Consider the following 23,662-nt stretch of genomic DNA (forward strand, 5'->3'; position numbering starts at 1 on the left):
GCTTGACAGCCGCTGGCAGCGCGTGGTTTCAACTATATATATGTGTCCGGCCCGGAAGCGCCGGTGGTTCACTTTTGGATATCCAGCTTCATGGCAAAAAACCTGCTCATCGTCGAATCACCGGCCAAGGCCAAGACGATCAACAAATACCTCGGCAAGGATTTTCAGGTTCTTGCCTCTTACGGTCATGTGCGTGACCTGAAGCCGAAGGAAGGCGCCGTCGACACCGAGCACGGTTTCACGATGGCGTACGAGGTGATCGAGCGTAACCAGAAGCACGTCGAGGCGATCGCCAAGGCCGCCAAGCTGGCCGACGACATCTATCTGGCGACCGACTTGGATCGCGAGGGCGAGGCAATCAGCTGGCACATCAGCGAAATCCTGAGCGAGCGCGGCCTGACCAAGGGCAAGCAGCTGCATCGGGTGGTGTTTTCCGAGATCACGCCGAAGGCGATCAAGGCGGCAGTGGCTGCGCCGCGGCAGTTGTCGCATGACCTGGTCGACGCACAGCAGGCGCGCCGCGCGCTGGACTACCTGGTCGGCTTCAATCTGTCACCGGTGCTGTGGCGCAAGGTGCAGCGCGGCCTTTCCGCCGGCCGCGTGCAGTCGCCGGCGCTGCGCATGATCGTCGAGCGCGAGGAAGAGATCGAGGCGTTCAAGGCGCGCGAGTACTGGACCATCGAAGCGCAGCTCAAGCATGTCGACGGGGATTTCAGCGCACGTCTTTCCCGGCTCAACGGCAAGAAGTTCGAGCAGTTCGATCTGACCAGCGAGACTGACGCGCACGCCGCGCGAGAAGCATTGAAGGCGGCGGCCCGCGGTCAGCTCACCGTCAGCGAAGTCAGCTCGAAGGAACGCAAGCGCCGCCCTGCCGCACCGTTCACCACCTCCACCTTGCAGCAGGAGGCCGCCCGCAAACTCGGCTTCACCACCAGCCGCACGATGAAAGTCGCGCAAGGGTTGTATGAAGGCGTGGCATTGGGCAGCGAGGGCAATGTCGGCCTGATCACCTACATGCGTACCGATTCGACCATGCTGGGCGAAGACGCGCTGGCCGAATTGCGCCAGCTGATTGCCCGCGACTTCGGCGGTCAGGCGCTGCCGGATGCGCCGCAGGTCTACAAGACCAAGTCGAAAAATGCGCAGGAAGCGCATGAGGCGATCCGTCCGACCTCGGCGATGCATACGCCCAAGTCCGTGGCGGCGTTCCTCAACGACGATCAGCGCAAGCTGTACGAATTGATCTGGAAGCGCACGGTCGCGTGCCAGATGATCCACGCCACCTTGAACACCGTGGCGGTGGAGTTTGCGCTTCCGCATGCTGCCGGTGGCGATGCCTCGTTTCGTTCGACCGGCACCACCGTGGTCGACCCCGGCTTTCTTGCGGTCTACGAAGAGGGCAGCGACCAGAAAAAGGCCGAGGACGACGACGAAGGCCGGCGTCTTCCGCGCATGGAGAAGGGCGAGGCGGTACCGCTGCAGGAGATCGCCGCCGACCAGCACTTCACCGAGCCACCGCCGCGTTATTCCGAAGCGAGCCTGGTCAAGGCGCTGGAAGAACACGGCATCGGTCGCCCGTCGACCTATGCCAGCATCATCCAGGTGCTGCAGAACCGCGAATACGTGTTCCTCGACAGCCGTCGCTTCAAGCCCAGCGACGTGGGTCGTGCGGTCAGCAAGTTCCTGACCCAGCATTTCACCCAGTACGTCGACTACGACTTCACCGCCAAGCTCGAGGACGAGCTGGACGCGGTGAGCCGCGGCGAGGAAGCCTGGGTGCCGCTGATGGAGCGCTTCTGGATCCCGTTCAAACAACAGGTGGATGAGAAGGCCGAGTCGGTCGACCGCAGTGAAGCCACTGGCGCGCGCGAATTGGGCGTCGATCCGAAAACCGGCAAGCCGGTGTTCGTGCGGCTGGGCCGGTTCGGGCCTTACGCCGCCATTGGCGACAAGGACAGCGACGAGAAACTGCAGTTTGCGTCCCTGCGTCCGGGCCAGAGCATGCACACCATTTCCCTGCCCGAAGCGCTGGAGCTGTTCAAGCTGCCGCGCATGCTGGGCCAGGCGGAAAACGGCGACGAAGTCAGCGTGGCGATCGGTCGCTTCGGGCCGTTCGTGAAACAGGGCAGCACGTATGCCTCGCTGAAGCCGGAGGACGATCCGTACACCATCGAATTGCCGCGCGCCCTGCAGGTGATGCAGGAAAAGCTGGAAATGCTGGCGAACCGGTTGATCCTCGATTTCGGCAATGGCGTGCAGGTGCTGAATGGCCGCTACGGCGCCTACATCACCGACGGCGAGAAAAATGCACGCATCCCGAAGGAGCAGGAACCGAAGACGCTGACCGAGGCGCAGTGCCTCGAGCTGCTTGCCGCGGCGCCCGCACGCAAGCCGGGCCGTTTCGGCAAGAAGACCGCGACCAAGAAGGCCGCGGCGAAGAAGGCAGCTCCCAAGAAGGCCGCGGTAAAGAAGGTCGCCACCAAGAAGGCGCCGGCGAAAAAGGCGACGGCGAAGAAGAGCGCGGCGAAGAAGACGGCCACCAAGAAAGCCGCCACCAAGAAAATCGCCGCGAAAAAAGCCGGCACCGGCGCGGCCGAGGTCTGAGTGCTCGCACGCTTCACCCTTGCCGAGCTGGATGCCGCCGCCGCCGTGCCACGCGATGGCGGCGTGCTGGCCTACCCCACCGAGGCCGTGTTCGGTCTTGGTTGCGATCCGCACGACCGTGCTGCCTTCGAGCGGCTGTTCGCGCTGAAGCAGCGTCCGCCGACCCAGGGTGTGCTGCTGATTGCGGCAGATTTTTCCCAGGTCGAGCGCTACATCGACTTTGCCGCCGTACCGGATTCGGTGCTGCAGCAAGTGCGTGCAAGCTGGCCGGGACCGCATACCTGGATCTTTCCCCGTTCGTCCGACGTGCCCGACTGGGTCGCGGGCCATCATGCCGGCATCGCGCTGCGGGTCACCGCGCACGCACCCGCCGCCGCGCTGTGCCGCGCGTTCGGTGGCGCGCTGGTGTCGACCAGCGCGAATCCGCATGGCCAGCCGCCGGCGCGGGGCGCGCAGGTGGTGGCGGATTATTTTGGTGACGCACTGGATGGGCTGCTGGACGCTCCGCTGGGCGGCCAGCTCAGTCCCACGGTGATCCGCGATGCGCTGTCGGGCGCTATCATTCGCGCCTGAAAAAAGCGGGCGCATGCGGATGGGGCGCATGGGGCGGTTTGGGGGGAGCTTGGGGATGGCGTTCACGCTGCCGTTCACATGACGGCGCAATGCTGCCGCTTGCCACGCATCGAGAATCAGGAGACAACATTTGGTTATCGTCTACGACCCGTGCCAGCAGGAGATCCCGCCGCTGCTGCCTCTGCTCGAGGCTGCTGAGCCGGCTCGGATACTGGCGTGGCGTCATGGCGAGGCGGTCAGCGCCGCGCACTTTCTGGCCGACGTCCACGCGGTAGCCTCAACCCTGCCGAATGCCACGGCTGCCGTGAATCTTTGCGAGGACCGCTACGCCTTCCTGGTCGCTTTCTGTGCGGTCGTCTTGCGCGGCCAGATCAATCTGTTGCCTTCGTCACGCGCACCCCAGGCGGTGGACGAGGTGATGCGGGCGCACCCGGGCTGTTACGCCTTGGGCGAGCAGCGGCTTGATCCGCCGCCGCCCGGCTATCGCCTGCTGCCATCGCTGGACGAGCGGCAGCCCCTTGTCGCCGATGCCAGCTGGCCTGCGATTCCCGCCGACCAGATCGTGGCGATCGGTTACACCTCCGGCTCCACCGGCGTGCCCAGCGCGAACGCCAAGAGCTGGGGCAGCTTCCATGCCAGCAACGCGGGCAATGTGGCGCGGCTGCATGCCACGGTGGGCGAGCGCTTTCATGTGGTCGCCACGGTGCCGCCGCAACACATGTACGGCATGGAGATGTCGGTGTTGTTGCCGTTGCTCGGCAATGTGGGTGTACACACCGGGCGCCCGTTTTTCCCGGGTGACGTGGCCGCGGCGCTGGCTGTCGTGCCGGAACCGCGGGTGCTGGTGACCACGCCGGTGCACCTGCGCACACTGATCGAGTCCGGCATCGCCTTGCCGCCGATCGCGGCGATGGTCTCGGCCACGGCGCCGCTGCCGGTGGCGTTGGCGCAGGCGGCGGAACAGCGCTTCGGAGCACCGCTGCTGGAGGTGTTCGGGTCCACTGAAACCTGTGTCTTCGCCAGCCGTCGTCCGACGGCGGATGAGGACTGGTCGCTGTATGACGGCGTGGTTTTGCACCCGCAGCCGGACGGCACGGCCATCGAGGCGCCACAACTGGATGTGCCCGTGACCCTGGCCGACATCGTCAGCCTGTCCCGTGATGGCCGCCGCTTTCGTCTGTGCGGGCGGCATGCCGACATGCTGGAAATCGCCGGCAAGCGTGCGTCGCTGGCCGACCTCACCCGTCGCCTGCTGGCCATTCCCGGCGTGCGTGATGGCATCGTGTTCCAGCATGGTGACGGTGACGCGCTCGGGGTGCACCGGATCGCCGCGGTAGTGGTGGCGCCGGGTCTGGACGAACACGCGATTCTGGATGCCTTGCGTCGCGCCATCGATCCCTTGTTCCTGCCGCGTCCGCTGAAGCTGGTCCCGGCCCTGCCGCGCAACGAAACCGGAAAGCTGCCGCGCGCCGCCTTGCTGGAACTGCTGCGCATGCGTGACTGACCGCATCCTCGCGCCGCACGGCGCTGCCGCTACAATGCGCAGCGGCGTCGTGTGGCGCGCGGGAGTGCAGGCATGAAGGTTCTGGTGATCGGTGGCGGCGGGCGCGAACACGCGCTGGCGTGGAAGCTCAGGCAGTCGACGCAGGTCGACGAGGTGATCGTCGCCCCCGGCAACGCCGGCACGGCGCGTGAAGCGGGCGTGCGAAATGGCGACGTCGCCGTGGGCGACATCGACGGTCTGCTGCAGCTGGCCAAACGCGAAAAGGTCGGACTGACGGTGGTCGGCCCCGAGGTGCCGCTGGTTGCCGGTGTGGTCGACAAATTTCGTGCGGCCGGACTGCGCATCTTCGGACCGCGAGCGATCGCCGCTCAGCTTGAAGGCTCCAAGGCGTTCGCCAAGGATTTCCTGCAGCGACACAACATTCCCACCGCCCACTACGCGGTGTTCACCGAGCTGAATCCGGCGCTGGCGTACGTGCGCAAACAAGGTGCGCCGATCGTGATCAAGGCCGATGGCCTGGCCGCCGGCAAGGGCGTGGTGGTGGCACTGACCCTCGCCGATGCCGAGTTGGCCTTGCACGACATGCTCGGCGCGCACAGCTTTGGCGATGCGTCCGCGCGGGTGGTGATCGAAGAATTCCTGGAAGGCGAGGAAGCCAGCTACATCGTCATGAGCGACGGCAGTCACGCGCTGCCGATGGCCTCCAGCCAGGATCACAAGCGCCGGGACGAAGGCGACCTCGGTCCCAACACCGGCGGCATGGGCGCGTATTCGCCCGCGCCGGTGGTCACCGCCGAAGTCGAGCAACGCATCCTCAGGGAAGTGATCGAGCCCACCCTGCGCGGCATGGCGGCGGAGGGCGCGCCCTTCATCGGCTTCCTGTATGCGGGGTTGATGATCGACAAGCAGGGTGCGCCCAAGGTGATCGAGTTCAACGCGCGTCTGGGTGATCCGGAAACCCAGCCGATCATGATGCGGCTGAAATCCGATCTGGTGGACCTGGTCGACGCGGCGCTGGACGGACGGCTGGCGCAGACCTCGGCGCGCTGGGATGCGCGTCCGGCGATTGGCGTGGTGATGGCCGCGGGCGGCTATCCGGCGCGCGTGCGCCTGGGTGATGTGATCAGCGGGCTGGACGCGCAGGAACGCGTCGATGTGAAGGTGTTCCATGCCGGCACCCGCCTCGACGCGGATGAGCGGGTGGTCACCGCCGGTGGGCGCGTGCTCACGGTGTGCGCGCTGGGCGCCGACATTGGCGCGGCGCGGGAAAGTGCCTATGCCACGGTCGGCGCGATCCACTACGAAGGCGGTTTCTGCCGTCGGGATATCGCGCATCGCGCACTTCATCGCGGCTGATTCGGCCGTCTGTACGCGGGCGCATGGTAGGTCATTGGATGGATTGACTTTTCGGGGTCGCATCTTTTGAGCTATGCTTGGAACTTCCCCCGCGTAAAAGTCGCGGCGCCACGCGCCCGAACGGACACGTGCCAGATTCAACGCTTGAAGAGGTTTTCCCGATGCGCAAGACGGTTTTGTCGCTGATGTCGATTGCTGCGCTGGCCCTGGCTGGCTGCAACAACGCTTCCAATTCGTCCCAGCAGGCGGATTCCTCCTCGCCCGCCTCTGCCAACAGTGCCGGTGTCGCTGCCAAGGTGCCGAGCCAGGTGAGCGGAACGATTTCGCTGCGCGCCGGCTCGCCGGCACCTTCGGACAAGGCCACCCTGGTTCTGAACCTGGTCGACGTGTCCTCCACTGCCGTGGGCTCGGCGCCGCTGGCCAGCAAGACCTCTCCGGCCGGTACGTTCCCGCAGTCGTTCACGCTCGGCTTCAACCCGGCCGACGTCAAACCGAACGACCTGTACGTGATCCAGGCCACCATCACCGATGGCGAGCGCCAGTACACCATGCCGATCCAGGCGCCGGTGCTGGCCAAGGGCAGCAACAATGACGCGGTGGCGATCCAGCTGCAGTCCGAACAGACGCCGGCCGAGAAGCTCCTGGCGGAATTCGGCGACGTGAAGGCGCAGATCGGTGGCATGAAGATCAGCCATGGCACCAAGCTGGAAAAGGACGACTCGCGTGGCTGGCAGCTGTTCCGCCAGGCCGGCGAAGTGAAGTACATCCGCGAGGAAGTCGATTACGGTGACAAGGGCTACACCAGCACCGATTACGCCTACAAGGACGGCAAGCCGTGGGTGATCGTGCAGGAAACCAAGTCAAGCCGTGACGGCAAGCCCAGCGCAACCGATCGCGCCGGCTGGAGCGAGGACGGCACGCTGGTGCTGAAGCAGCATCAGGCCGGTTCCGACGTGCAGCCGCTGGATGATGCCACCGCAGCGTCCATGAAAAAGGACGCCGTGTCGATCCTCAGCATCGCCACCGGCGGCAAGAACAAGTAAGCCGTCCGGACGTCCAAAAAAAAGCCGCCGGTTTTGCCGGCGGCTTTTTTGTTGTCTTGCGAAACGCTCAGAACATGACCTTGAAGCCCATGTTGAAGCTGTTGTATTTCTGGCTGTGGTCGCTGAGGCGGCCGCTGTAGCCGAACCAGCTGATCATGTTGGGTGTCAGTCGCGCCGACACCCCAAGGTCGGCCGTGCCCCAGCTCTTGTCCGGCACGAAACCGGCCATCTCGAACTTGCCGCTCATGCTGTTCAGGCCGGCGCTGATCATGCGCGCGTCGGCCTTGCTGTCCCGGTTCCATGCCAATTCGGCGTATGGCGAAAGCACGGTGTTGCCCACGTTCCAGTCGCCCTGCAGGCGCCAGCCCAGGGTGCTTACCAGGGCATCGCGCTGCTGCCGGCCGAACCACATGGCCGTGCTGTCCTGGCCGTTTTCGCTGTATCCGTTGACCTTCACCGTCTGCCATTCCACCGTGGCGAATGGCCCGGTGCGCAAGCTGTCGAGGTTGAACCACCAGCCACCGGTGATTCCTCCACCCAGATGCGAGCCGTCGGCCTTGCCGCTTTCGGTGCGCTGCGCCGCGCCCAGGTAGATGCGACGGTCGATGTCCTTGAAGTTGGACTGGCCAAAGTTGGCATAGCCGCCCACATAACCCCCGCCCACGTGATAGGTGAGGTAGCCCAGCGCACTGATGTCCTGCAGCTTGTAGCCACCGCCGCCCGTGACGTTGGCATTGCTCTGGCCGACACCCAGAGCGACACCGGCCGAGACCTGGTCGGTCGCGTGCGCATCCACGCCAAGGGTCAGGTTGAAGTTGCCGCTGTTGGTTCGTGGCGCGCCATTGCCAGCCTTGAAGCGCTGGATGCCGTAGTCGATATTGACGAAGGTACGGGTCTGTCCGCCGGTGCTGTCATCCAGCATTTGTTTGCGTATCGTTCGGGTTTGCACCGCGCTAGAGGCGAGCGGGGCTTCGCCGAGCAGGGAGACCTGCGCAGGCGCCTCGATGATCGACATCACGTACTGGCTGAGCATCGCGTGCGCAGCGGTCGTCGGATGCACGCCATCGGCAAACAGGTAAGTCTGGTCAGTACCGGGGGCATAGCTGAAGGGAAGCCCCGCGCCAGCCGGACCGCATTGAACCGAGCTGGAGCCCGCGCCGCACGCCGGCGCGGTGACATTGCTGAAGCCGTAAGCGGACGGGTTGGCGATCACTTCGTTGAGCACGGCGAAGGTGTTCACCGGAATCACGTTGAGACCGCTGTTGCTGAGTTGCTTCAGGCCGCTGTCCAGCACGCTGTTGTACAGCACCGCGAGCTGCGTGGCGCCAGCCTGGGCGGCGGCACCGCCAGCTGCCGCCGAGGGTGTCTTGCCAAGGTCCGGCAAGTTGTAGACCAGCACGTACCTGGCGCCCGCCGATTGCAGGCCGGCCAGCACGCCCAGTTCGGTCTGCGCGGCAGTGGCCGTACCCGCGGCGATCGCATTCTGGTCGGTGAGCGCCCCCCCGGTCAGATAGAAGACGTCATTGGCGCCGCCCCAGACCTGATACAGGGCTCGGGAATCCGCCTTGCCGCCTGTCGAGCCGAGATACATCTGCAGTTGCTGCGGAATGGTCGGAACCGCTGCCACGTTGTTGACGAAGCCGGCGCCGCCCCAGGCGTAATCGGTGCCTCCCGCTACCGAGGGCTTCAGGGCGAAGCCGAGCTTCGCCGCGACGTTTTCTGCCGCCGTGGTCCCGGGATTGGTGGTGAAGCGCAGCGGTGGCTGGATACCCGGTGCGGTAGCCAGCGATATGTTGCCGTTGTCGCTGAGGCTGTCGCCGAAGACGATCACGTTGCTGAACTGGGTGGTGGCGGCCGTCGCGCCGGTGCTGAACAGCAGCGCGGCAGTGATGGCACCGGCGAGGTGGCGGGTACGCGGCATGGGAAGGGCTCCTGGGCGAATGATTTTGTTATTGCTTTGTTACGTTAGTCCAATCCATACGGAAGCGCATGCTGCATTGCATGGCGAGCCGCACGAACGAAGGTTCAGCGCTTTCGCGCACGGTTCAGTGCGTCGGCGAAGGCGCTGTTGAGCGGTGCCTCCACGGGCTTTGGCGCCGACCCACCCGCTCGCGCCCCGCGACTGTCCCGGACGCCGCGCGCGCCCTGCTCGGCGTTTCCCGCACGGCGGGTCTGCCCCGGTTCGTCGTCCAGCCGCATGCTGAGCCCGATGCGCTGGCGCGGCAGGTCGACCTCCATCACTTTCACCTTGACGATGTCGCCGGCCTTCACCGCGTCGCGCGGATCCTTGACGAAGGTGTGCGACAGCGCGGAGACGTGAACCAGTCCGTCCTGGTGCACGCCGATGTCGACGAACGCGCCGAATGCCGCCACGTTGGTGACGCGGCCTTCGAGGATCATGCCGGGCTTGAGGTCCTTCACGTCCTCGACGCCTTCGGCGAAGGTGGGCGCGACGAATTCCGGACGCGGGTCGCGGCCGGGCTTCTCCAGTTCCTTGAGGATGTCGCGCACGGTCGGCACGCCGAACTTCTCGTCGGTGAACTGCTCGGCCTTCAGGCCGCGCAGGAAGCCGGTGTCGCCAATGATGTTGCGCACTTCGCGGCCGCACTGGGCGATGATCCGCTCGACCACCGGATACGCTTCCGGATGCACCGAGCTGGCGTCCAGCGGGTTGTCGCCGGCGGGCACGCGCAGGAAGCCGGCGCACTGCTCGAACGCCTTGTCACCCAGTCGTGGCACTTTCAGCAGCGACTTGCGATTGGCGAACGGGCCGTTCTCATCGCGATGCTTGACCACATTCTCGGCAACGCTGGCGCTGAGGCCGGCCACGCGGGAAAGCAGCGCGGCAGACGCGGTGTTGACGTCCACGCCGACGGCGTTGACGCAGTCCTCCACGCGGGCGTCCAGCGCACGCGCCAGCTTGATCTGGTTCACGTCGTGCTGGTACTGGCCCACGCCGATCGCCTTGGGTTCGATCTTCACCAGTTCGGCCAGCGGATCCTGCAGGCGACGCGCGATCGAGACGGCGCCGCGCAGGGTCACGTCCAGGTTCGGGAATTCCTTCGCCGCCGTTTCGGACGCCGAGTAGACCGAAGCGCCCGCTTCGCTGACCACGATCTTGGCGATGGTGTGCGAGGCGTCCGCCTTGGACAGGCCCCTGATCAGTTCGCCGGCCAGCTTGTCGGTTTCGCGCGAACCGGTGCCGTTGCCGATCGAGATCAGGTCGACATGATGCTGTTTGCACAGCCGTGCGAGTGACGCCAGCGACTCGTTCCACTGTCGCTTCGGTTCCAGCGGGTAGATCACGTCCGTTGCGAGCACCTTGCCGGTGGCGTCGACCACGGCGACCTTGCAGCCGGTGCGGATGCCGGGATCCAGACCCATCACGGTCTTCGCGCCAGCCGGTGCGGCCAGCATCAGGTCTTTCAGGTTGTCGCCGAACACGCGGATGGCTTCGTCCTCGGCGCCTTCGCGCACGCGGCCGAACAGGTCGAGGGTGAGGTGCAGGTGCAGCTTCACGCGCCAGGTCAGTCGCACGGTTTCGCGCAGCCATGCATCGGCGGCGCGGCCACGGTTGTGGATAGCGGCATGCGCGGCGACGCGGCCCTCGCCTTCGGCGTGGCCCTGCTCGCTGTCGGCGGCGGGGGCAAGCTCGAGTTCGATCACGCCTTCGTTGCGCGCGCGCATCAGCGCCAGCAGGCGGTGCGAAGGGATCTTGCCGATCGGTTCGACGTGGTCGAAATAATCGCGGAACTTCGCGCCTTCGTTCTCCTTGCCTTCGACCACCTTGGCGCGGATCTGGCCCTGCGCCCACAACCAGTCGCGCAGTTCGCCGACCAGGTGGGCGTCTTCGGCGATCGATTCCATCAGGATCGCGCGTGCCCCATCCAGCGCCGCGCGGATGTCGGTCACGCCTTTCTCTGCGTCCACGAAGGTTTCGGCGAAAGCCTCCGGGGTCAGCGTGGGATCGTCGCGTAGGCCCAGCGCGAGCGGTTCCAGTCCGGCTTCGCGGGCGATCTGCGCCTTGGTGCGGCGCTTGGGCTTGAACGGCAGGTACAGATCTTCCAGTCGCGCCTTGGTATCGGCGGCCAGCAGGTCGGCTTTCAGGGCATCGTCGAGCTTGCCTTGCTCTTCCACGCTGGCGAGGATCGCCGCGCGGCGTTCTTCCAGTTCGCGCAGGTAGCGCAGGCGCTCTTCCAGCAGGCGCAACTGGGTGTCGTCGAGACCGCCGGTGATCTCCTTGCGGTAGCGCGCGATGAACGGCACGGTGGCGCCGCCGTCCAGCAGGTCCACCGCAGCGCGCACCTGCGCGGTGCTGGCGGCGATATCGGTGGCGATGCGTTGTTCGATGCTTTGCATGAGCGGCTTTGAATTCCTTGCAACGGCGCGTGGCGCCGGGTGAACGGAGCAGGTCGTCGATGATAACAAGTGGCATAGGCGGCGCCGTGTCCAAAACGAAAGCGGCGCCGCGATCAGGCCGCGGCGCCGCTGGGTCTTGTGACGCGCCGCCGATTCAGGCGCTGAACGAGTTGTTCTTCCCGGTCGCGGACGGCTGCGACTTGAATTCGCTGGCGCGACCATTCAACACCAGGGTGCCGCAGATCAGGTCATGCAGCCCCTGTTTGCGCTGGGTCCAGGCCACCATCAGGAAGCCGATGAAGATGATGATGGTGCTGAGGATCTTGGCGAAGTAGCGGCCGATGGCGCGCGGGAAGCTGATCCGGTTACCGTTCATGTCGGTGACGCGAATGCCCAGCGCCAACTTGCCCACGGTACCCTGCCAGGCCGAGCTTTCGCAGATCGCGAAATAGAGCACGGCCATCACCAGGATCACCAGCATGGCCGGGCCCATCACGGAGTAGTAATGCATGTTGGCGGCCATCATCGCGTCGGTGTTGCCGACGTTGTCCTTCATGGCCTGCTCCAGTGTCGCCTTGGCGGCGGCGCCCCCGAAAGCATTCTCGATCAGCTTTTGCGGGAGATACAGAATGATCGCGTCGAGGATGTAGGCGGCGACGCGTTTCCAGAAGCCGGCATAGTCCTCCAGCGCGGCCGCGGTGGTCTGCGGCAACAGCGGTGCGCTGGGCGCCGAATAGGGGTTGCTGCCGTTCCCGGCGGGCGGCGGCGTGGTGTTTACCGCGTCGGGGAACAGCACAGACAGCGGCTGCCAGTCGGCGAGGCCTTCGTACCAGGCCAGATCGGCCGAGCTGACCTGGCCGCTGCGCAGCCATTCGCGCACGTCTTCTTCCTTGTAGGGGCCATGTCGTTCACCGTCGCGGCCGATCCAGATTTCCATTGCGCACTCCCCGGGTTGGTCAAAGTGGGCATGATGCCATGAGAGTGCGCGCTCGCCGCAAGCTCAGGCGGCGCGACGCTTCAAGTGCACCAGCAGCAGCGAAATCGCCGCGGGCGTCACACCGCTGACGCGTGCCGCCTGGCCGACGGTTGCCGGCAACGAGCGCTTGAGCTTCAGCAGCACTTCGGCGGAAAGGCCACGCACCTTGTCGTAATCGAAGTCGACAGGGATCGGCAGGTGTTCCTGGCGACGCTGGCGCTCGATGTCCTCGCGCTGGCGCTCGAGATAACCGGCGTACTTCACCTGCACCTCGACTTGCGCGGCGACGTCTTCGGCGCTTACGGCCGGGCCGAGCTCGGCGACTGCGGTCAGCCGGGCGTAGTCGAGTTCGGGTCGGCGCAGCAGGTCGGTAGCGCTGGTTTCGCGACTGACCGCGATACCCAGTTGCCGCTGCACGGCCGCACCCAGGGCATTCGTTGGCGATATCCACACCGAACCCAGCCGCTGCAGTTCGCGTTCCACCGCCTCGCGTTTTGTACGCAGCGCATCGAAGCGCGCCTGCGGCACCACACCCAACTCGAAACCCTGTTCGGTCAGGCGCAGGTCGGCATTGTCCTCGCGCAAATGCAGCCGGTATTCGGCACGCGAGGTGAACATGCGGTACGGCTCGATCGTGCCATTGCTGGTGAGGTCGTCGATCAGCACGCCGATATAGGCTTCATCGCGGCGCGGGTACCACGGCGCCTTGCCCTGCACCGCGAGCGCGGCGTTGAGGCCGGCGATCAGGCCCTGTGCACCGGCCTCCTCATAACCTGTGGTGCCATTGATCTGGCCCGCGAAATACAGGCCGGGGATCGCCTTGGTTTCCAGCCACGGGTTCAGTCCGCGCGGGTCGAAGTAGTCGTACTCGATGGCGTAGCCGGGGCGGGTGATGTGCGCATGCTCGAAGCCCTTGATCGACTGCACCAGCGCCAGTTGCACGTCGTAGGGCAGCGAGGTGGAGATGCCGTTCGGATAGATCTCGAAGGTGTCCAGGCCTTCCGGCTCGATGAAGATCTGGTGTGAGTTCTTCTCCGCGAAGCGCACCACCTTGTCCTCGATCGAGGGGCAGTAGCGCGGGCCGACGCCTTCGATCTGGCCGGTGTACAGCGGCGAGCGATCGAGCGCGCCGCGAATGATTTCGTGCGTGCGTTCCGACGTGTGTGTGATCCAGCAGCTGACCTGGCGTGGATGCTCGGCGCGCGAGCCCAGGTAGGAGAACACCGGTGTCGGCGTGTCGCCGGGCTGTTCGTCGAGGCCGTTGAAGTCGATGCTGCGCAGGTCGATGCGCGGCGGCGTGCCGGTCTTCAGTCGGTCGGCGGCCACCGGCAGTTCGCGCAGCTTTTGCGCCAGCGTGCTGGCCGGCGGGTCGCCCGCGCGGCCGCCGGCGTATTGCGCCTGCCCGATGTGGATCTTGCCGGCGAGAAAGGTGCCGGCGGTCAACACCACGCTGCGCGCGCTGAACGACAGCCCCATCTGGGTAACCACGCCGGTGACGCGGCCACCCTCGATGATCAGGTCGTCCACCGCCTGCTGGAACAGTTCGAGATTCGGCTGGGTTTCCACGATATGGCGGATCGCCGCCTTGTACAGCCCGCGATCGGCCTGGCAGCGGGTGGCGCGGACGGCGGGGCCCTTCGAGGCGTTCAGCGTGCGCCACTGGATACCGGCGCGGTCGGCCGCATGCGCCATCGCGCCACCCAGTGCGTCGATCTCCTTCACCAGATGCCCTTTGCCGATGCCGCCGATGGCGGGGTTGCAGCTCATCTGGCCGATCGTCTCGATGTTGTGGCTGAGCAGCAGGGTGCGCGCGCCCGTGCGGGCGGCGGCCAGCGCGGCTTCGGTGCCGGCGTGGCCGCCACCGATCACGATGACGTCGTAATGGGTCGGGTGGTGCATCAAACTGACCTGCGCGTGCAAAAAGTGACGAAACGGGGCGACATGGTAGCGCCATCAACGGCTTGTGAGCGGACGTGCCATTTTGGCACGCTTCCTGCTTCGTACGGTCAGCACTTTGCTGGGCAGACGCTGCGCGACCACGCGCGCCGAGATCGAACGGACAGGGGTTCGATCGCGTACCGGGAAAGGAAGCAAGACGGCACCCTTCGGGGTGCCGTCGTCTTTTGCGCGACCGGAAACAGCTGCGGTCGCCGAAAGCCCCAAATGACGAGGCCCCGCGGCTGTTGGCCGCGGGGCCTCGTGCTTATAGATCTGGCGCTCGGCGGTCTCAGGAACAGGGGGAATCCAGGATGACCGTATTGCCGAACGCCAGAAACCGGAAACTTGCTGGCGGATGAGAGTGCGTGTTGCCCCCAACTGCAAGCCGATATTTACTGAATTCGCGTGAACAAAGGGTGACTGAAAACGAATTTTGTGTCGGATCGCGGCAGCTGATGACGCGCAGCGTCAGTCGCGTGATGTGGATCCGGAAGAAAGTGTGATCCAGTTCGCATATGGCATGTCGATTGCATTCCTTGACCACCAACCACAAAGGGGTACGTCATGGACATGAGCTTCGACTTCCAACCCGTCTATCCGCATCATGACCTGCTGGTCGAGCTGGGTCAGGTCGAGATGGATATCGACGGCCTGTACGAGTGCAATGACATTGAGCATGACGCGTTGCCCGACCTGGAATCGCGCATGCAGAGCCTGCTTGATGCGCTTGATCACCTGGCAGTTTGAATGAGCCCTTTCGCCCAAGTGCGTGGCGCTGTCACCACGCACTGCAGGCGATCTTCCTGGACGGGCCGTCGCGTGCTGCGCCGTTGACCGTCAGTGATTCAACACGCTGCCGATGATTTCGGCCAGATTGCGCGAAAGCCCGCGGTGAGCCGCCAGTTTCTCGATCACCCCGCGCGCCGCTTCGCGACGCCGTGACTCCAGCCGCTGCCAGCCGTTGAACGCGGTGGCCAGCCGTGCCGCGACCTGCGGATTGAGCGCATCCAGCGCCACCAGTCGTTCGGCCAGAAAGCGATAGCCCGCACCATCCACGCGATGGAAACCGCTGGGGTTGTTGCGCACGAAAGCACCCAGCAAGGCCTGCACCCGATTCGGGTTCTTCAGCGTGAACGACGGATCTTCTTCCAGCCTCTGCACGCGTTCCAGCGCGGCTTCGCCCGGCAGCTGTGCCTGCACCGAAAACCACTTGTCCAGCGCCAGGGCGTTGTCGGCATGGCGCTGGCGGAACATGTCCAGCGCGGTTGCCGCCTGCGGCGCGCCCGTGCGAACCAGCACCGACAACGCCGCGAGGCGGTCGGTCATGCCCGGTGCGTCGCGGACCTGCCGTTCAGCCAGTGCCCACGCCTGCTCGTGATCAAGCAGGGCCAGCAACTCCAGCACGCGACGTTTCAGGCGCCGGCGGGCCTGGCTGGCCGCATCCAGTGCGATCGAGGTTTCTGCTGCCAGCGCCGCGTACCGCTTGCCCAGTGCTGCCGCGCCGATCCGGCTGGCGAGTCGCTGTTGCAGGGTCTGGCGCAGCTGGTGGATGTGTTCGGGATCAATTGCGGACTCGCGCTCGGCCAGCTCGATTTCGCCGGGCGGGGTCAACAGGTCAGCCAGCAAGGCATCGTCGATGGCGGCGTTGTCGAACAGACCGGCCAGCGCTTCCGTCCAGGCCCGCAAGGCGCTTTCGGAGGTGTCGTCACGCAGATCCTCGTAGGCGCGCGCAGCCAGTTGCTGGCCGGCCTCCCATCGATTGAAGCCGTCCACATCATGGGCCAGCAGCAGCGCCAGGTCGGCAGGGCTGTAATCGCACTCCAGCACCACCGGGGCGGAGAAGCCGCGCAGCAGCGACGGTACCGGTGGCGCGACGACGCCGGTGAAGACAAACGCCTGCTCGGCCTGGTTCAACACCACGACCAGCTCGGTGGCACCGGCAGACGTCTGGCCCTCCAGATGCAAGGGCAGCATGTTGCCGCCCTGGTCGAACAGGGCCAGTTTGACCGGGATCGGCAAGGCCGGACGGGCGTCGACGCCGGCCACGGCAGGCGCGTGCTGCGCCAGCGCCAGCGTGTACGTCTGCCGCTCGGCGTCGTAATGACCATGCGCCTTCAGCCGCGGCGTGCCGGGCTGGCCGTACCAGGCCAGGTACGGCATCAGGTCGGTCTGGTTGGCCTCGCCCAGTGCCCCGAGGAAATCTTCCAGAGTCGCGGCGCGGCCGTCGTTGTGTTCGAAATAGCGGTCCATGCCGCGACGGAAGCCGTCAGGACCCAGCGCGCCGGCCAGCATGCGCACCAGCTCGGCGCCTTTCTCGTACACGGTGGCGGTATAGAAGTTGTTGATCTCGCTGTACTGCGCCGGGCGCACCGGATGCGCCAGCGGGCCGGCGTCCTCGGGGAACTGGGCGCGGCGCAGCAGCGCCACGTCCTCGATCCGTTTCAGCGGCGCCGAATTCATGTCGGCCGAGAAACTCTGCTCGCGGAACACGGTCAAGCCTTCCTTCAGGCTCAGCTGGAACCAGTCGCGGCAGGTGACGCGGTTGCCGCTCCAGTTGTGGAAGTACTCGTGCGCCACCACGGCTTCGACGTGGCGATATTCCTCGTCGGTGGTGGAGTCCGGCGCGGCCAGCAGGCACTTCGCGTTGAAGATGTTGAGACCCTTGTTCTCCATCGCGCCCATGTTGAAATCATGGGTGGCGACCACGTGAAACACGTCCAGGTCGTAGTTGCGGCCGTAGGCCTGCTCGTCCCAGCGCATCGAGCGCTCCAGCGCATCCATCGCGTAATCACAGCGATCGATTGCGTCGGCCTCGGCCCAGATCTTCAGCTGTACCGTCCGGCCGTCGGCGGTGACGTAATCACGCTCGATCACTTCCAGTCGCCCGGCAACCAGCGCGAACAAGTAGCTCGGCTTCGGGTGTGGATCGACGAAACGCGCCCAGTGGCGACCGCCCTCCAGTTCGCCCATGCCATCCGGATTGCCGCCGGCCAGCAGCACCGGGAAGCGCGCCCGGTCGGCGCGCAGGGTCACCGTGTAGCTGGACAGCACGTCCGGACGGTCGGGGAAGAACGTGATGTGGCGAAACCCTTCGGCCTCGCACTGGGTCAGCAGAAAGCCGGTTTCGTGCGGGCCGGAAAGATACAGGCCTTCCAGCGCGGTGTTCGCTGCCGGGCGCAGCCGCACCCGCGTTTCCAGCACGCTGCCATCGCGTGCACCATCCACTTCCAGCACGTTGCCGGCGTAGCGGTAGGCGGTGGCGGGCAACTGTCGGCCGTCCAGGCTGATCGACAGCAGCTGGAGGTTTTCACCATCCAGGCGCAGCGGCTCATCCTGCGCGGCGTCGCGGCGCAGGTGCAGTCGTGCGCACAATTCGGTGGCGTCGATGCCGAGATCGAAGTCCAGTTCAACCGTTTCCACGCGCCACGCCGGGGCGCGGTAGTCGCGAAGACGGATCAGTGCCGGGGCGGCCTGTTCGGGGAGTGCATGCATGGGAAAGAACGATGGGGCTGGGGAATGATCAGGTTAACATGGGGTGGTTCAACGGCAGGAAAACCCCATGAATGCAACGCGATACACGGCCGGGCGCGATCACCTCGGCGAGCAGGACATCGTGGTGCTGGCAGACGCGCTCAGCGGTCGACGCGTCCGCCTTGCCCTGCACGGCGCGGCGCTGCTGAGCTTCGAAACCGTTTATGCGGGCGCCACGCGCGACCTCGCCGACGGCCATCGCGATGCGGCCGAGATCAAGGCCCGGCCGGGGTCGCGGTTCGCCATCATGGTGCCGTTTGCCGGGCGCGTGGCCGACGCACGCTACACGTTCGACGGTCAGTCGCAGGATCTCGACCCGGGCGTCACCGGCACGGACCGCGCCAGCCGGCACGGCTTCGTGCGTGATGCCGACTTCGCGATCGCCAGCCTGACCGCCGATGGTGCCGCCGCCCAGGTCGTTTTGACGACGGACGCGATCCGTCCGCGACCGGGCTATCCGCATGCCATCGACCTGGCGCTGACGTTCACCCTGGACGCCACCGGCCTCAGTCTGGATGCCTGCATGACGAACGTCGGCGACAGTGCCGCGCCGTGTTTCTTCGGCTGGCATCCGTACTTCCGCGTGGCTGACGGCGAGGTCGATGGCTGGCAACTGCAGATCCCCGCGCAGACCCTGATCCGCACCGGCGCCGACCTGATCGCGCTGGCTGGCGCGGAGGCTTACGTGCCGCTGGACGACGCGCCGGCGCTGGACTTCCGCGAGCCGCGCCGCATCGCCGACAGCATCCTGGATCAGGGCTACACCGATCTGGATGTCGAGGTGGATGGCCGTATCCGCACCCGCTTGCATGATCCGGTCAGCGGCTTTGCCATCGCCGTCTGGCAGGAGCGCGGCGTGATGCATGCGTTCACCGGCGACACGATCAGTCGCGATGCCCGCCGTGCCGTCGCGCTGGAGCCGATGGAGTGCATGGCTGACGCGTTCAACCGACCCGAATGTGCCGAGGCGATCCACCTGGAGCCCGGCGCCCAGCGGCATTTCCGTTGTGGCGTGGAGATCGAATCGTGAAGGATGCCTTGCCCGGTTTCGACGACATTCGCGACGCCGCCGCGCGCATCGCGCCACATGCACGCATCACCCCAATACTGCGCAGTGCAGCAATCGACGCGCTGACCGGCGCCGAACTGCACTTCAAGTGCGAAAACCTGCAGTACGGTGGCGCGTTCAAATTCCGCGGTGCCTGCAACGCGGTGTGGTCGCTCAGCGACGAGCAGGCGGCGCACGGTGTGGTCACCCATTCCTCCGGCAACCACGGCAACGCGCTGGCACTGGCCGCCGCCACTCGCGGCATCAAGGCCCACGTGGTGGTGCCCGAGGGTGCGGTGCGCGCCAAGCTCGAGGCGATCGAGCGCGCCGGCGCTATCCTGCATCGCTGCGCCGCGACCCAGGCCGCACGCGAAGCGAAGTGCGCCGAAGTGCAGCGCGAGAGCGGGGCCGAGCTGGTTCATCCGTATGCCGACACGCGGGTGATGGCCGGTCAGGGCACCATCGCGCTGGAACTGCTGCAGCAAGTACCCGCACTGGAGGCGCTGATCACGCCGGTGGGCGGGGGCGGCCTCGCCAGCGGCGTGGCGATTGCCGCGCATGGTCTCGTTCCGACGCTGGCGCTGTTCGGCGCCGAACCGCTCGGTGCCGACGATGCGGCGCAATCACTGGCGCATGGCCGGCGGATCACCACCGTGGTGCCGGAGACCGTTTGTGACGGCCTGCGTGCGCTGATCGGCGAACGCAACCTCGACGCGCTGCGCGCCCATCGCGTCGAGGTCATCACGGTCAGTGACGCCGAAATCATCGCCGCGATGCAGCTGCTGTGGTCGGAGTTGAAGCAGGTGGTGGAAGTGTCCAGCGCCACCGCGCTGGCGGCGATCCTCAAACAGCCGCAGCGCTTTGCCGGCAAGCGCGTCGGCGTGGTGCTGACCGGCGGCAACGTGGATCTGCAGGCTTTGCCCTGGGGCAGCGCGGCGTAGGGCGGGCACTGCCCGCCGCTCCACTCCCCGAGCCATCCAAGAGCCGGGGAGAATGTCCGCCCTGCGAGGGTCGCGGCGCACTCATTCCGTGAACCGGCGGTGTAGCGGGTTAGCCAGGCGCCGCCTCGGTCGACGTATGGCTGCCCGGTGGGTTCGGCTCGCCGTCTGCTTCGGCCGGCTGATGCTCAAACGCATGCAGATCCAGCTGGCTGACCGGAATCGGTCGATAGCCTTCGCCGAATGCCACCTCACCCGGCCGCCAGCCTTCGATGCAGCGCACCGCACCCCAGAAGCGCTTCAGCGCGACCCAGTGCAGGCCGATCAGGCCGTGGTTGTTGTCCGCATCGACCAGTGGATCACCCACGCCGGTCGGTCGTGGCGGCTCGCCATAGAGCGCGGTGCCGAACAGCACGTCCCAGATCGACAGCACCTGGCCGTAGTTGCAGTTGTGCAGGCCCGGCCGGTCGGGGTCGACCAGCATGTGGTGCAGGCGATGGAACTTCGGTGCCACGAAGACGCGGTCGAACACGCGACCGAAGCCGAGCCGCACGTTTGCATGCGAGAGGTTCTGCACCAGTTCGCCGATCAGCATCAGCCAGGCGAACTCATCCGGATCCACGCCGATCACCAGTCCCACGGTCGCCAAAATCATCGACTGGATGAAGCCGTCGACCAGGCTGCCGCGGTCATTCGTCCAGCAACTCATCTGGCGCTGGCTGTGATGCATGCTGTGCAGCGCCCACCACCAGGGAATTGCGTGCTGAGTGCGGTGCATCCAGTAGTACACGAAGTCGTACACCACGTAATAGACCGCGAACAGCACGTAGGGATGCTGGTTGAACCACGGCATCCAGTGCGTCAGCGCCAGCGGTGAACCGGTGCTGGAGGTGGCACTGTCGACACCGCCAAACAGATGGCTGAACGGCGTCAGCACCAGGTAGGTGAACAACGGAAAGATGCCGAGCAGCATCAGCAAGGTGTAATTGCGATCCACCAGGGTCAGTCGGCGACTGCTCCAGCGCTCGGCGGGAAACCAGCTTTCCAGCGGGCGGAAGATCAGTCCGATGATGCCCACCTGCAGCGCGGCAATCAGCAGCGCGGCGGCGATGTCATCCGGGTTGCCGCTGAGGCCGTCCAGGTGCAGCGCCGCGAGCAGCGGCGTGACGGCATGGCCAGCCAGCCAGCCGACCAGATCACTCCACCATTGAGACAGATCGAACATGCACGCCTCTGCGGCTTTGGCCGGGCTGCATCATATCGCCGCCCGCAAAACGAATTACTGAATGGATGCCTTGCCGCGGCGCGTGCCGATGCCGCTCACCGCGACCAGTCCCAGCAGCACGAAGACGATGCCGACCAGCTCCATGACGGACGGCCGCTCGTGCAGGATCAGCCAGGCCAGCAGCACGCTGACGATCGGTACGCCCAGGCTGGAAATGCTGGCCACCGTGGTCGGCAGCCGCTGCAGCACGATCGACCACAGCCACCACGCCAGGCTGGAGGCCAGCACCACGCTGTAGGCGAGGCCGCCGATGAAGGCCGGGCTCCAGTCAATGCTGCGCTCGGGGACTGCCATCGCCAGCAGGCCAAGCGCCGCGCCGCCGAACAACATTTGCCACGCGGTGAGGCTGAGCACCGACGGTGCGTGCTGGCGGAACATGCGCTTGCTGAACACGGTGCCGGCCGCCCATGCCACACCGCCGACAATCGCCAGGGTGGTGCTCAGCGCACTGCCCAGGTCATGCCACGGCTCGATGATGCAGACCAGTCCGATCGCGGCCAGTCCCACGCCGACCCAATGGCGTCCGGTGGGCCGGTCGCCCAGCACCATCCACGCCAGCAGCACCGCCCAGAACGGCATGGTGTAAGCGAGCAGCGCGACATGACCGGCGCCGCCATTGAGCAAGGCCAGTTGCTCCAGACCCTGGAAGGCGGTGGTCTGGCACAGACCGATCAGCAACGTCGGCAACAGCGGCGGTGGGCGCAACGACTGTCGCGTCAACAGCATCGCCGCAAACAGCACGGCGGCACCCAGCAGATAACGCAACGCGGCAAAATGGAACGGCCCGGCATACGCCAGTACCTGCTTCATCACCACCCAGCTGTAAGCCCAGATCAGGATCGTGGCGATCAGCGCAAACAGTGCGCCGCGTTGGGGCGAGGACGAGGGAGGCATGGAAGACATGGGCGGGGAGCGGGGCGACAAGTCTAGCGGCGTGGGGTAGGTTGTGCGGCAACCTACGACCATCCGCCCGCCCATGACCAAGACCACGACCACCGAACCGCAACGTTGCCACTGGGCCGCCGCCGGCGACGCGCTGATGCGCGACTACCACGACACCGAATGGGGCATGCCGCTGCACGACGATCGCGCGCTGTTCGAATTCCTGTGCCTGGAAGGCGCCCAGGCGGGCCTGTCGTGGCGCACCGTGCTGACCAAGCGCGACAACTATCGCAAGGCGTTTCACCACTTCGAGATCGCCCGCGTCGCCGCGATGACCGACCACGAACTGGAGCAGCGACTGCTCGACCCGGGCATCATCCGCAATCGCCTGAAAGTCTCCTCCACCCGCGGCAACGCAATCGCCGCGCTGGAAGTGATCAAGGAATTCGGCAGCCTGGACGCGTATCTGTGGTCCTTCGTCGACGGCAAGCCGCTGCTGAACCACTGGCGCGACCAGGCCGACGTGCCGCCCAGCACCGAGCTGTCCGACCGCATGAGCAAGGCCATGAAGAAACGCGGCTTCCGCTTTGTCGGCACCACCATCTGCTACTCGCTGCTGCAGGCCACCGGAATGATCAACGATCACCTGGTGGGGTGTTTCCGGCACCAGTCGTGTATCGGGAATCATTGAGTCATTGAAGGATTGCTACCGACGCCGCCGGCATGGGGCTCATCACGGTGCATCCCGAGTCACCCGCACTAGACTGCGGTTTCGACCAGACGGGTTCTTCGCATGCGCAATCTGGATTTCAGTTCCTGGCACGGCCTGCTCACGACGCTGTTCGGCCTGGCGGTGATCACGCTGATAGGCGTGGGTATCCGCTTGCTGGCGATGCAAGTCATCCAGCAGCGTCGCGAGCGTGAAAACCGGCAGATCAACGAACGCCTGCGCACGCTGATCGCGGCATACAAAACCCTGGGCGGCTCGTTCACCGGCAACCTCGCCGTCGACCCCACCCACTTGCGTGAGCTGCGCCGCCGAGCAGAGTCGGCCGATGAGCCGGCGGCTGCGGATCTGCCATCGGATGGCTCCGGCAGCGACCGCTCGCGCCGGATTCGTGATGCCGTCGAAGCGGCGCTGTCCGACATCATCCTGCTGGGCACCGAGCAACAGGTGCAGTTGGCAGCCAGTGCCGCGGCGGACATGGTCGCCGGTCGTCCCACGCACATGGCCGAGCTGGTCACCTCGCTGCGCGACTTCATCCGTCAGGTGCTGGATCTGGAGCCGGTGCCGGCCAGCCTGTCCATTCCTAGACAAGGGCCGACCCGCATGCCGGCGTCGCGGGGCAAAGGTGAGGGTGCTGCCAAGGAGGGAGGCAAGAGCGGCGGCGGCAAGGGCATGGGTGGTGGCGGTGGTGGCATGGGCTTGGGTGTCGGGAATGGCGGTGAGGACGGGCACGATCCGCACCACTGACAGCGGCGCGACTCCCGGTCCCTGATTCGACATGAGAGCGAGCCGACACCGATTCCCTTTTTCCGACCAGCGCCCGATTGGAGCACAACGCCACTACGCCAGATTGCAGGCAACAGGAGCCTGCAGCTGCTGCGCACGAGGCCCGGTCCGC

The 23,662-nt window shown here is 65.8% G+C and carries 17 protein-coding genes; 10 read left to right on the plus strand and 7 right to left on the minus strand.

The window, feature by feature from the left end:
- Positions 1-90: 90 nt before the first annotated feature.
- The 5 genes from ACVWWQ_RS13115 (at position 91) to ACVWWQ_RS13135 (ending at position 7,080) form a co-directional block, all read left to right on the plus strand.
- Positions 91-2,604 carry a DNA topoisomerase I gene (locus ACVWWQ_RS13115; RefSeq protein ID WP_133948845.1) on the plus strand — a complete coding sequence of 838 codons (2,514 nt, stop codon included), beginning with the start codon at positions 91-93 and terminating at the stop codon, positions 2,602-2,604.
- Entirely contained in the window at positions 2,605-3,177 is a 573-nt protein-coding gene (locus tag ACVWWQ_RS13120) for a Sua5/YciO/YrdC/YwlC family protein (protein ID WP_133948843.1), read from the plus strand.
- 130 nt (positions 3,178-3,307) lie between these two features.
- Positions 3,308-4,681 (plus strand): AMP-binding protein, encoded by a 1,374-nt coding sequence (locus ACVWWQ_RS13125; protein ID WP_133948841.1) that lies wholly within the window; start codon positions 3,308-3,310, stop codon positions 4,679-4,681.
- 72 nt (positions 4,682-4,753) lie between these two features.
- A complete protein-coding gene (purD, locus tag ACVWWQ_RS13130; RefSeq protein ID WP_133948839.1) occupies positions 4,754-6,037 on the plus strand; it encodes a phosphoribosylamine--glycine ligase in 1,284 nt (427 codons plus the stop codon).
- Positions 6,038-6,198: 161 nt separating this feature from the next.
- Positions 6,199-7,080, plus strand: a complete 882-nt coding sequence (locus ACVWWQ_RS13135; RefSeq protein WP_099653129.1) for a YbaY family lipoprotein — start codon at positions 6,199-6,201, stop codon at positions 7,078-7,080.
- A gap of 67 nt (positions 7,081-7,147) precedes the next feature.
- On the opposite strand, the gene ACVWWQ_RS13140 is transcribed toward ACVWWQ_RS13135, so the two are convergent.
- The 4 genes from ACVWWQ_RS13140 to mnmG all read right to left on the minus strand — a co-directional run bounded on the left by ACVWWQ_RS13140 (position 7,148) and on the right by mnmG (position 14,314).
- Positions 7,148-9,001, minus strand: a complete 1,854-nt coding sequence (locus tag ACVWWQ_RS13140) for an autotransporter domain-containing protein (RefSeq protein ID WP_133948837.1) — start codon at positions 8,999-9,001, stop codon at positions 7,148-7,150.
- A gap of 104 nt (positions 9,002-9,105) precedes the next feature.
- Positions 9,106-11,439, minus strand: coding sequence for a Tex family protein (locus ACVWWQ_RS13145; protein ID WP_133948835.1), 2,334 nt, complete (start codon positions 11,437-11,439; stop codon positions 9,106-9,108).
- Positions 11,440-11,593: 154 nt separating this feature from the next.
- The gene (locus ACVWWQ_RS13150; RefSeq protein WP_099653126.1) at positions 11,594-12,376 is read right to left on the minus strand and encodes an RDD family protein; all 783 of its coding nucleotides are present in this window, start codon (positions 12,374-12,376) and stop codon (positions 11,594-11,596) included.
- Positions 12,377-12,439: 63 nt separating this feature from the next.
- The gene (gene mnmG, locus ACVWWQ_RS13155) at positions 12,440-14,314 is read right to left on the minus strand and encodes a tRNA uridine-5-carboxymethylaminomethyl(34) synthesis enzyme MnmG (protein ID WP_133948833.1); all 1,875 of its coding nucleotides are present in this window, start codon (positions 14,312-14,314) and stop codon (positions 12,440-12,442) included.
- Positions 14,315-14,917: 603 nt separating this feature from the next.
- Between mnmG and ACVWWQ_RS13160 the strand changes: the two genes are divergently transcribed.
- Positions 14,918-15,100: a hypothetical protein gene (locus tag ACVWWQ_RS13160; protein WP_133948831.1), complete on the plus strand. Its 183-nt coding sequence runs from the start codon at positions 14,918-14,920 to the stop codon at positions 15,098-15,100.
- Between the two features lie 90 nt (positions 15,101-15,190).
- On the opposite strand, the gene pepN is transcribed toward ACVWWQ_RS13160, so the two are convergent.
- Positions 15,191-17,845 (minus strand): aminopeptidase N, encoded by a 2,655-nt coding sequence (gene pepN / locus ACVWWQ_RS13165; protein ID WP_133948829.1) that lies wholly within the window; start codon positions 17,843-17,845, stop codon positions 15,191-15,193.
- Positions 17,846-17,912: 67 nt separating this feature from the next.
- On the opposite strand from pepN, the gene ACVWWQ_RS13170 reads away from it, so the two are divergent.
- Together ACVWWQ_RS13170 and ACVWWQ_RS13175 are read left to right on the plus strand one after the other, a co-directional pair.
- Positions 17,913-18,914 (plus strand): aldose epimerase family protein, encoded by a 1,002-nt coding sequence (locus ACVWWQ_RS13170; protein ID WP_133948827.1) that lies wholly within the window; start codon positions 17,913-17,915, stop codon positions 18,912-18,914.
- The gene (locus tag ACVWWQ_RS13175; RefSeq protein WP_457383437.1) at positions 18,908-19,873 is read left to right on the plus strand and encodes a pyridoxal-phosphate dependent enzyme; all 966 of its coding nucleotides are present in this window, start codon (positions 18,908-18,910) and stop codon (positions 19,871-19,873) included. The genes ACVWWQ_RS13170 and ACVWWQ_RS13175 overlap by 7 nt, the downstream gene beginning before the upstream one ends.
- 109 nt (positions 19,874-19,982) lie before the next feature.
- Here the strand turns inward: ACVWWQ_RS13175 and ACVWWQ_RS13180 are convergent, their stop codons facing one another.
- Positions 19,983-21,095, minus strand: coding sequence for a sterol desaturase family protein (locus ACVWWQ_RS13180; protein ID WP_133948823.1), 1,113 nt, complete (start codon positions 21,093-21,095; stop codon positions 19,983-19,985).
- 54 nt (positions 21,096-21,149) lie between these two features.
- On the minus strand, positions 21,150-22,049 hold the full coding sequence (locus ACVWWQ_RS13185; RefSeq protein WP_133949368.1) for a DMT family transporter: 900 nt from the start codon (positions 22,047-22,049) through the stop codon (positions 21,150-21,152).
- 82 nt (positions 22,050-22,131) lie between these two features.
- On the opposite strand from ACVWWQ_RS13185, the gene ACVWWQ_RS13190 reads away from it, so the two are divergent.
- Positions 22,132-22,728: a DNA-3-methyladenine glycosylase I gene (locus ACVWWQ_RS13190; RefSeq protein ID WP_133948821.1), complete on the plus strand. Its 597-nt coding sequence runs from the start codon at positions 22,132-22,134 to the stop codon at positions 22,726-22,728.
- Positions 22,729-22,830: 102 nt separating this feature from the next.
- Positions 22,831-23,511, plus strand: coding sequence for a hypothetical protein (locus tag ACVWWQ_RS13195; protein WP_133948819.1), 681 nt, complete (start codon positions 22,831-22,833; stop codon positions 23,509-23,511).
- The last annotated feature ends 151 nt before the right edge of the window (positions 23,512-23,662 follow it).

Source organism: Rhodanobacter sp. TND4EL1, from assembly GCF_054061035.1.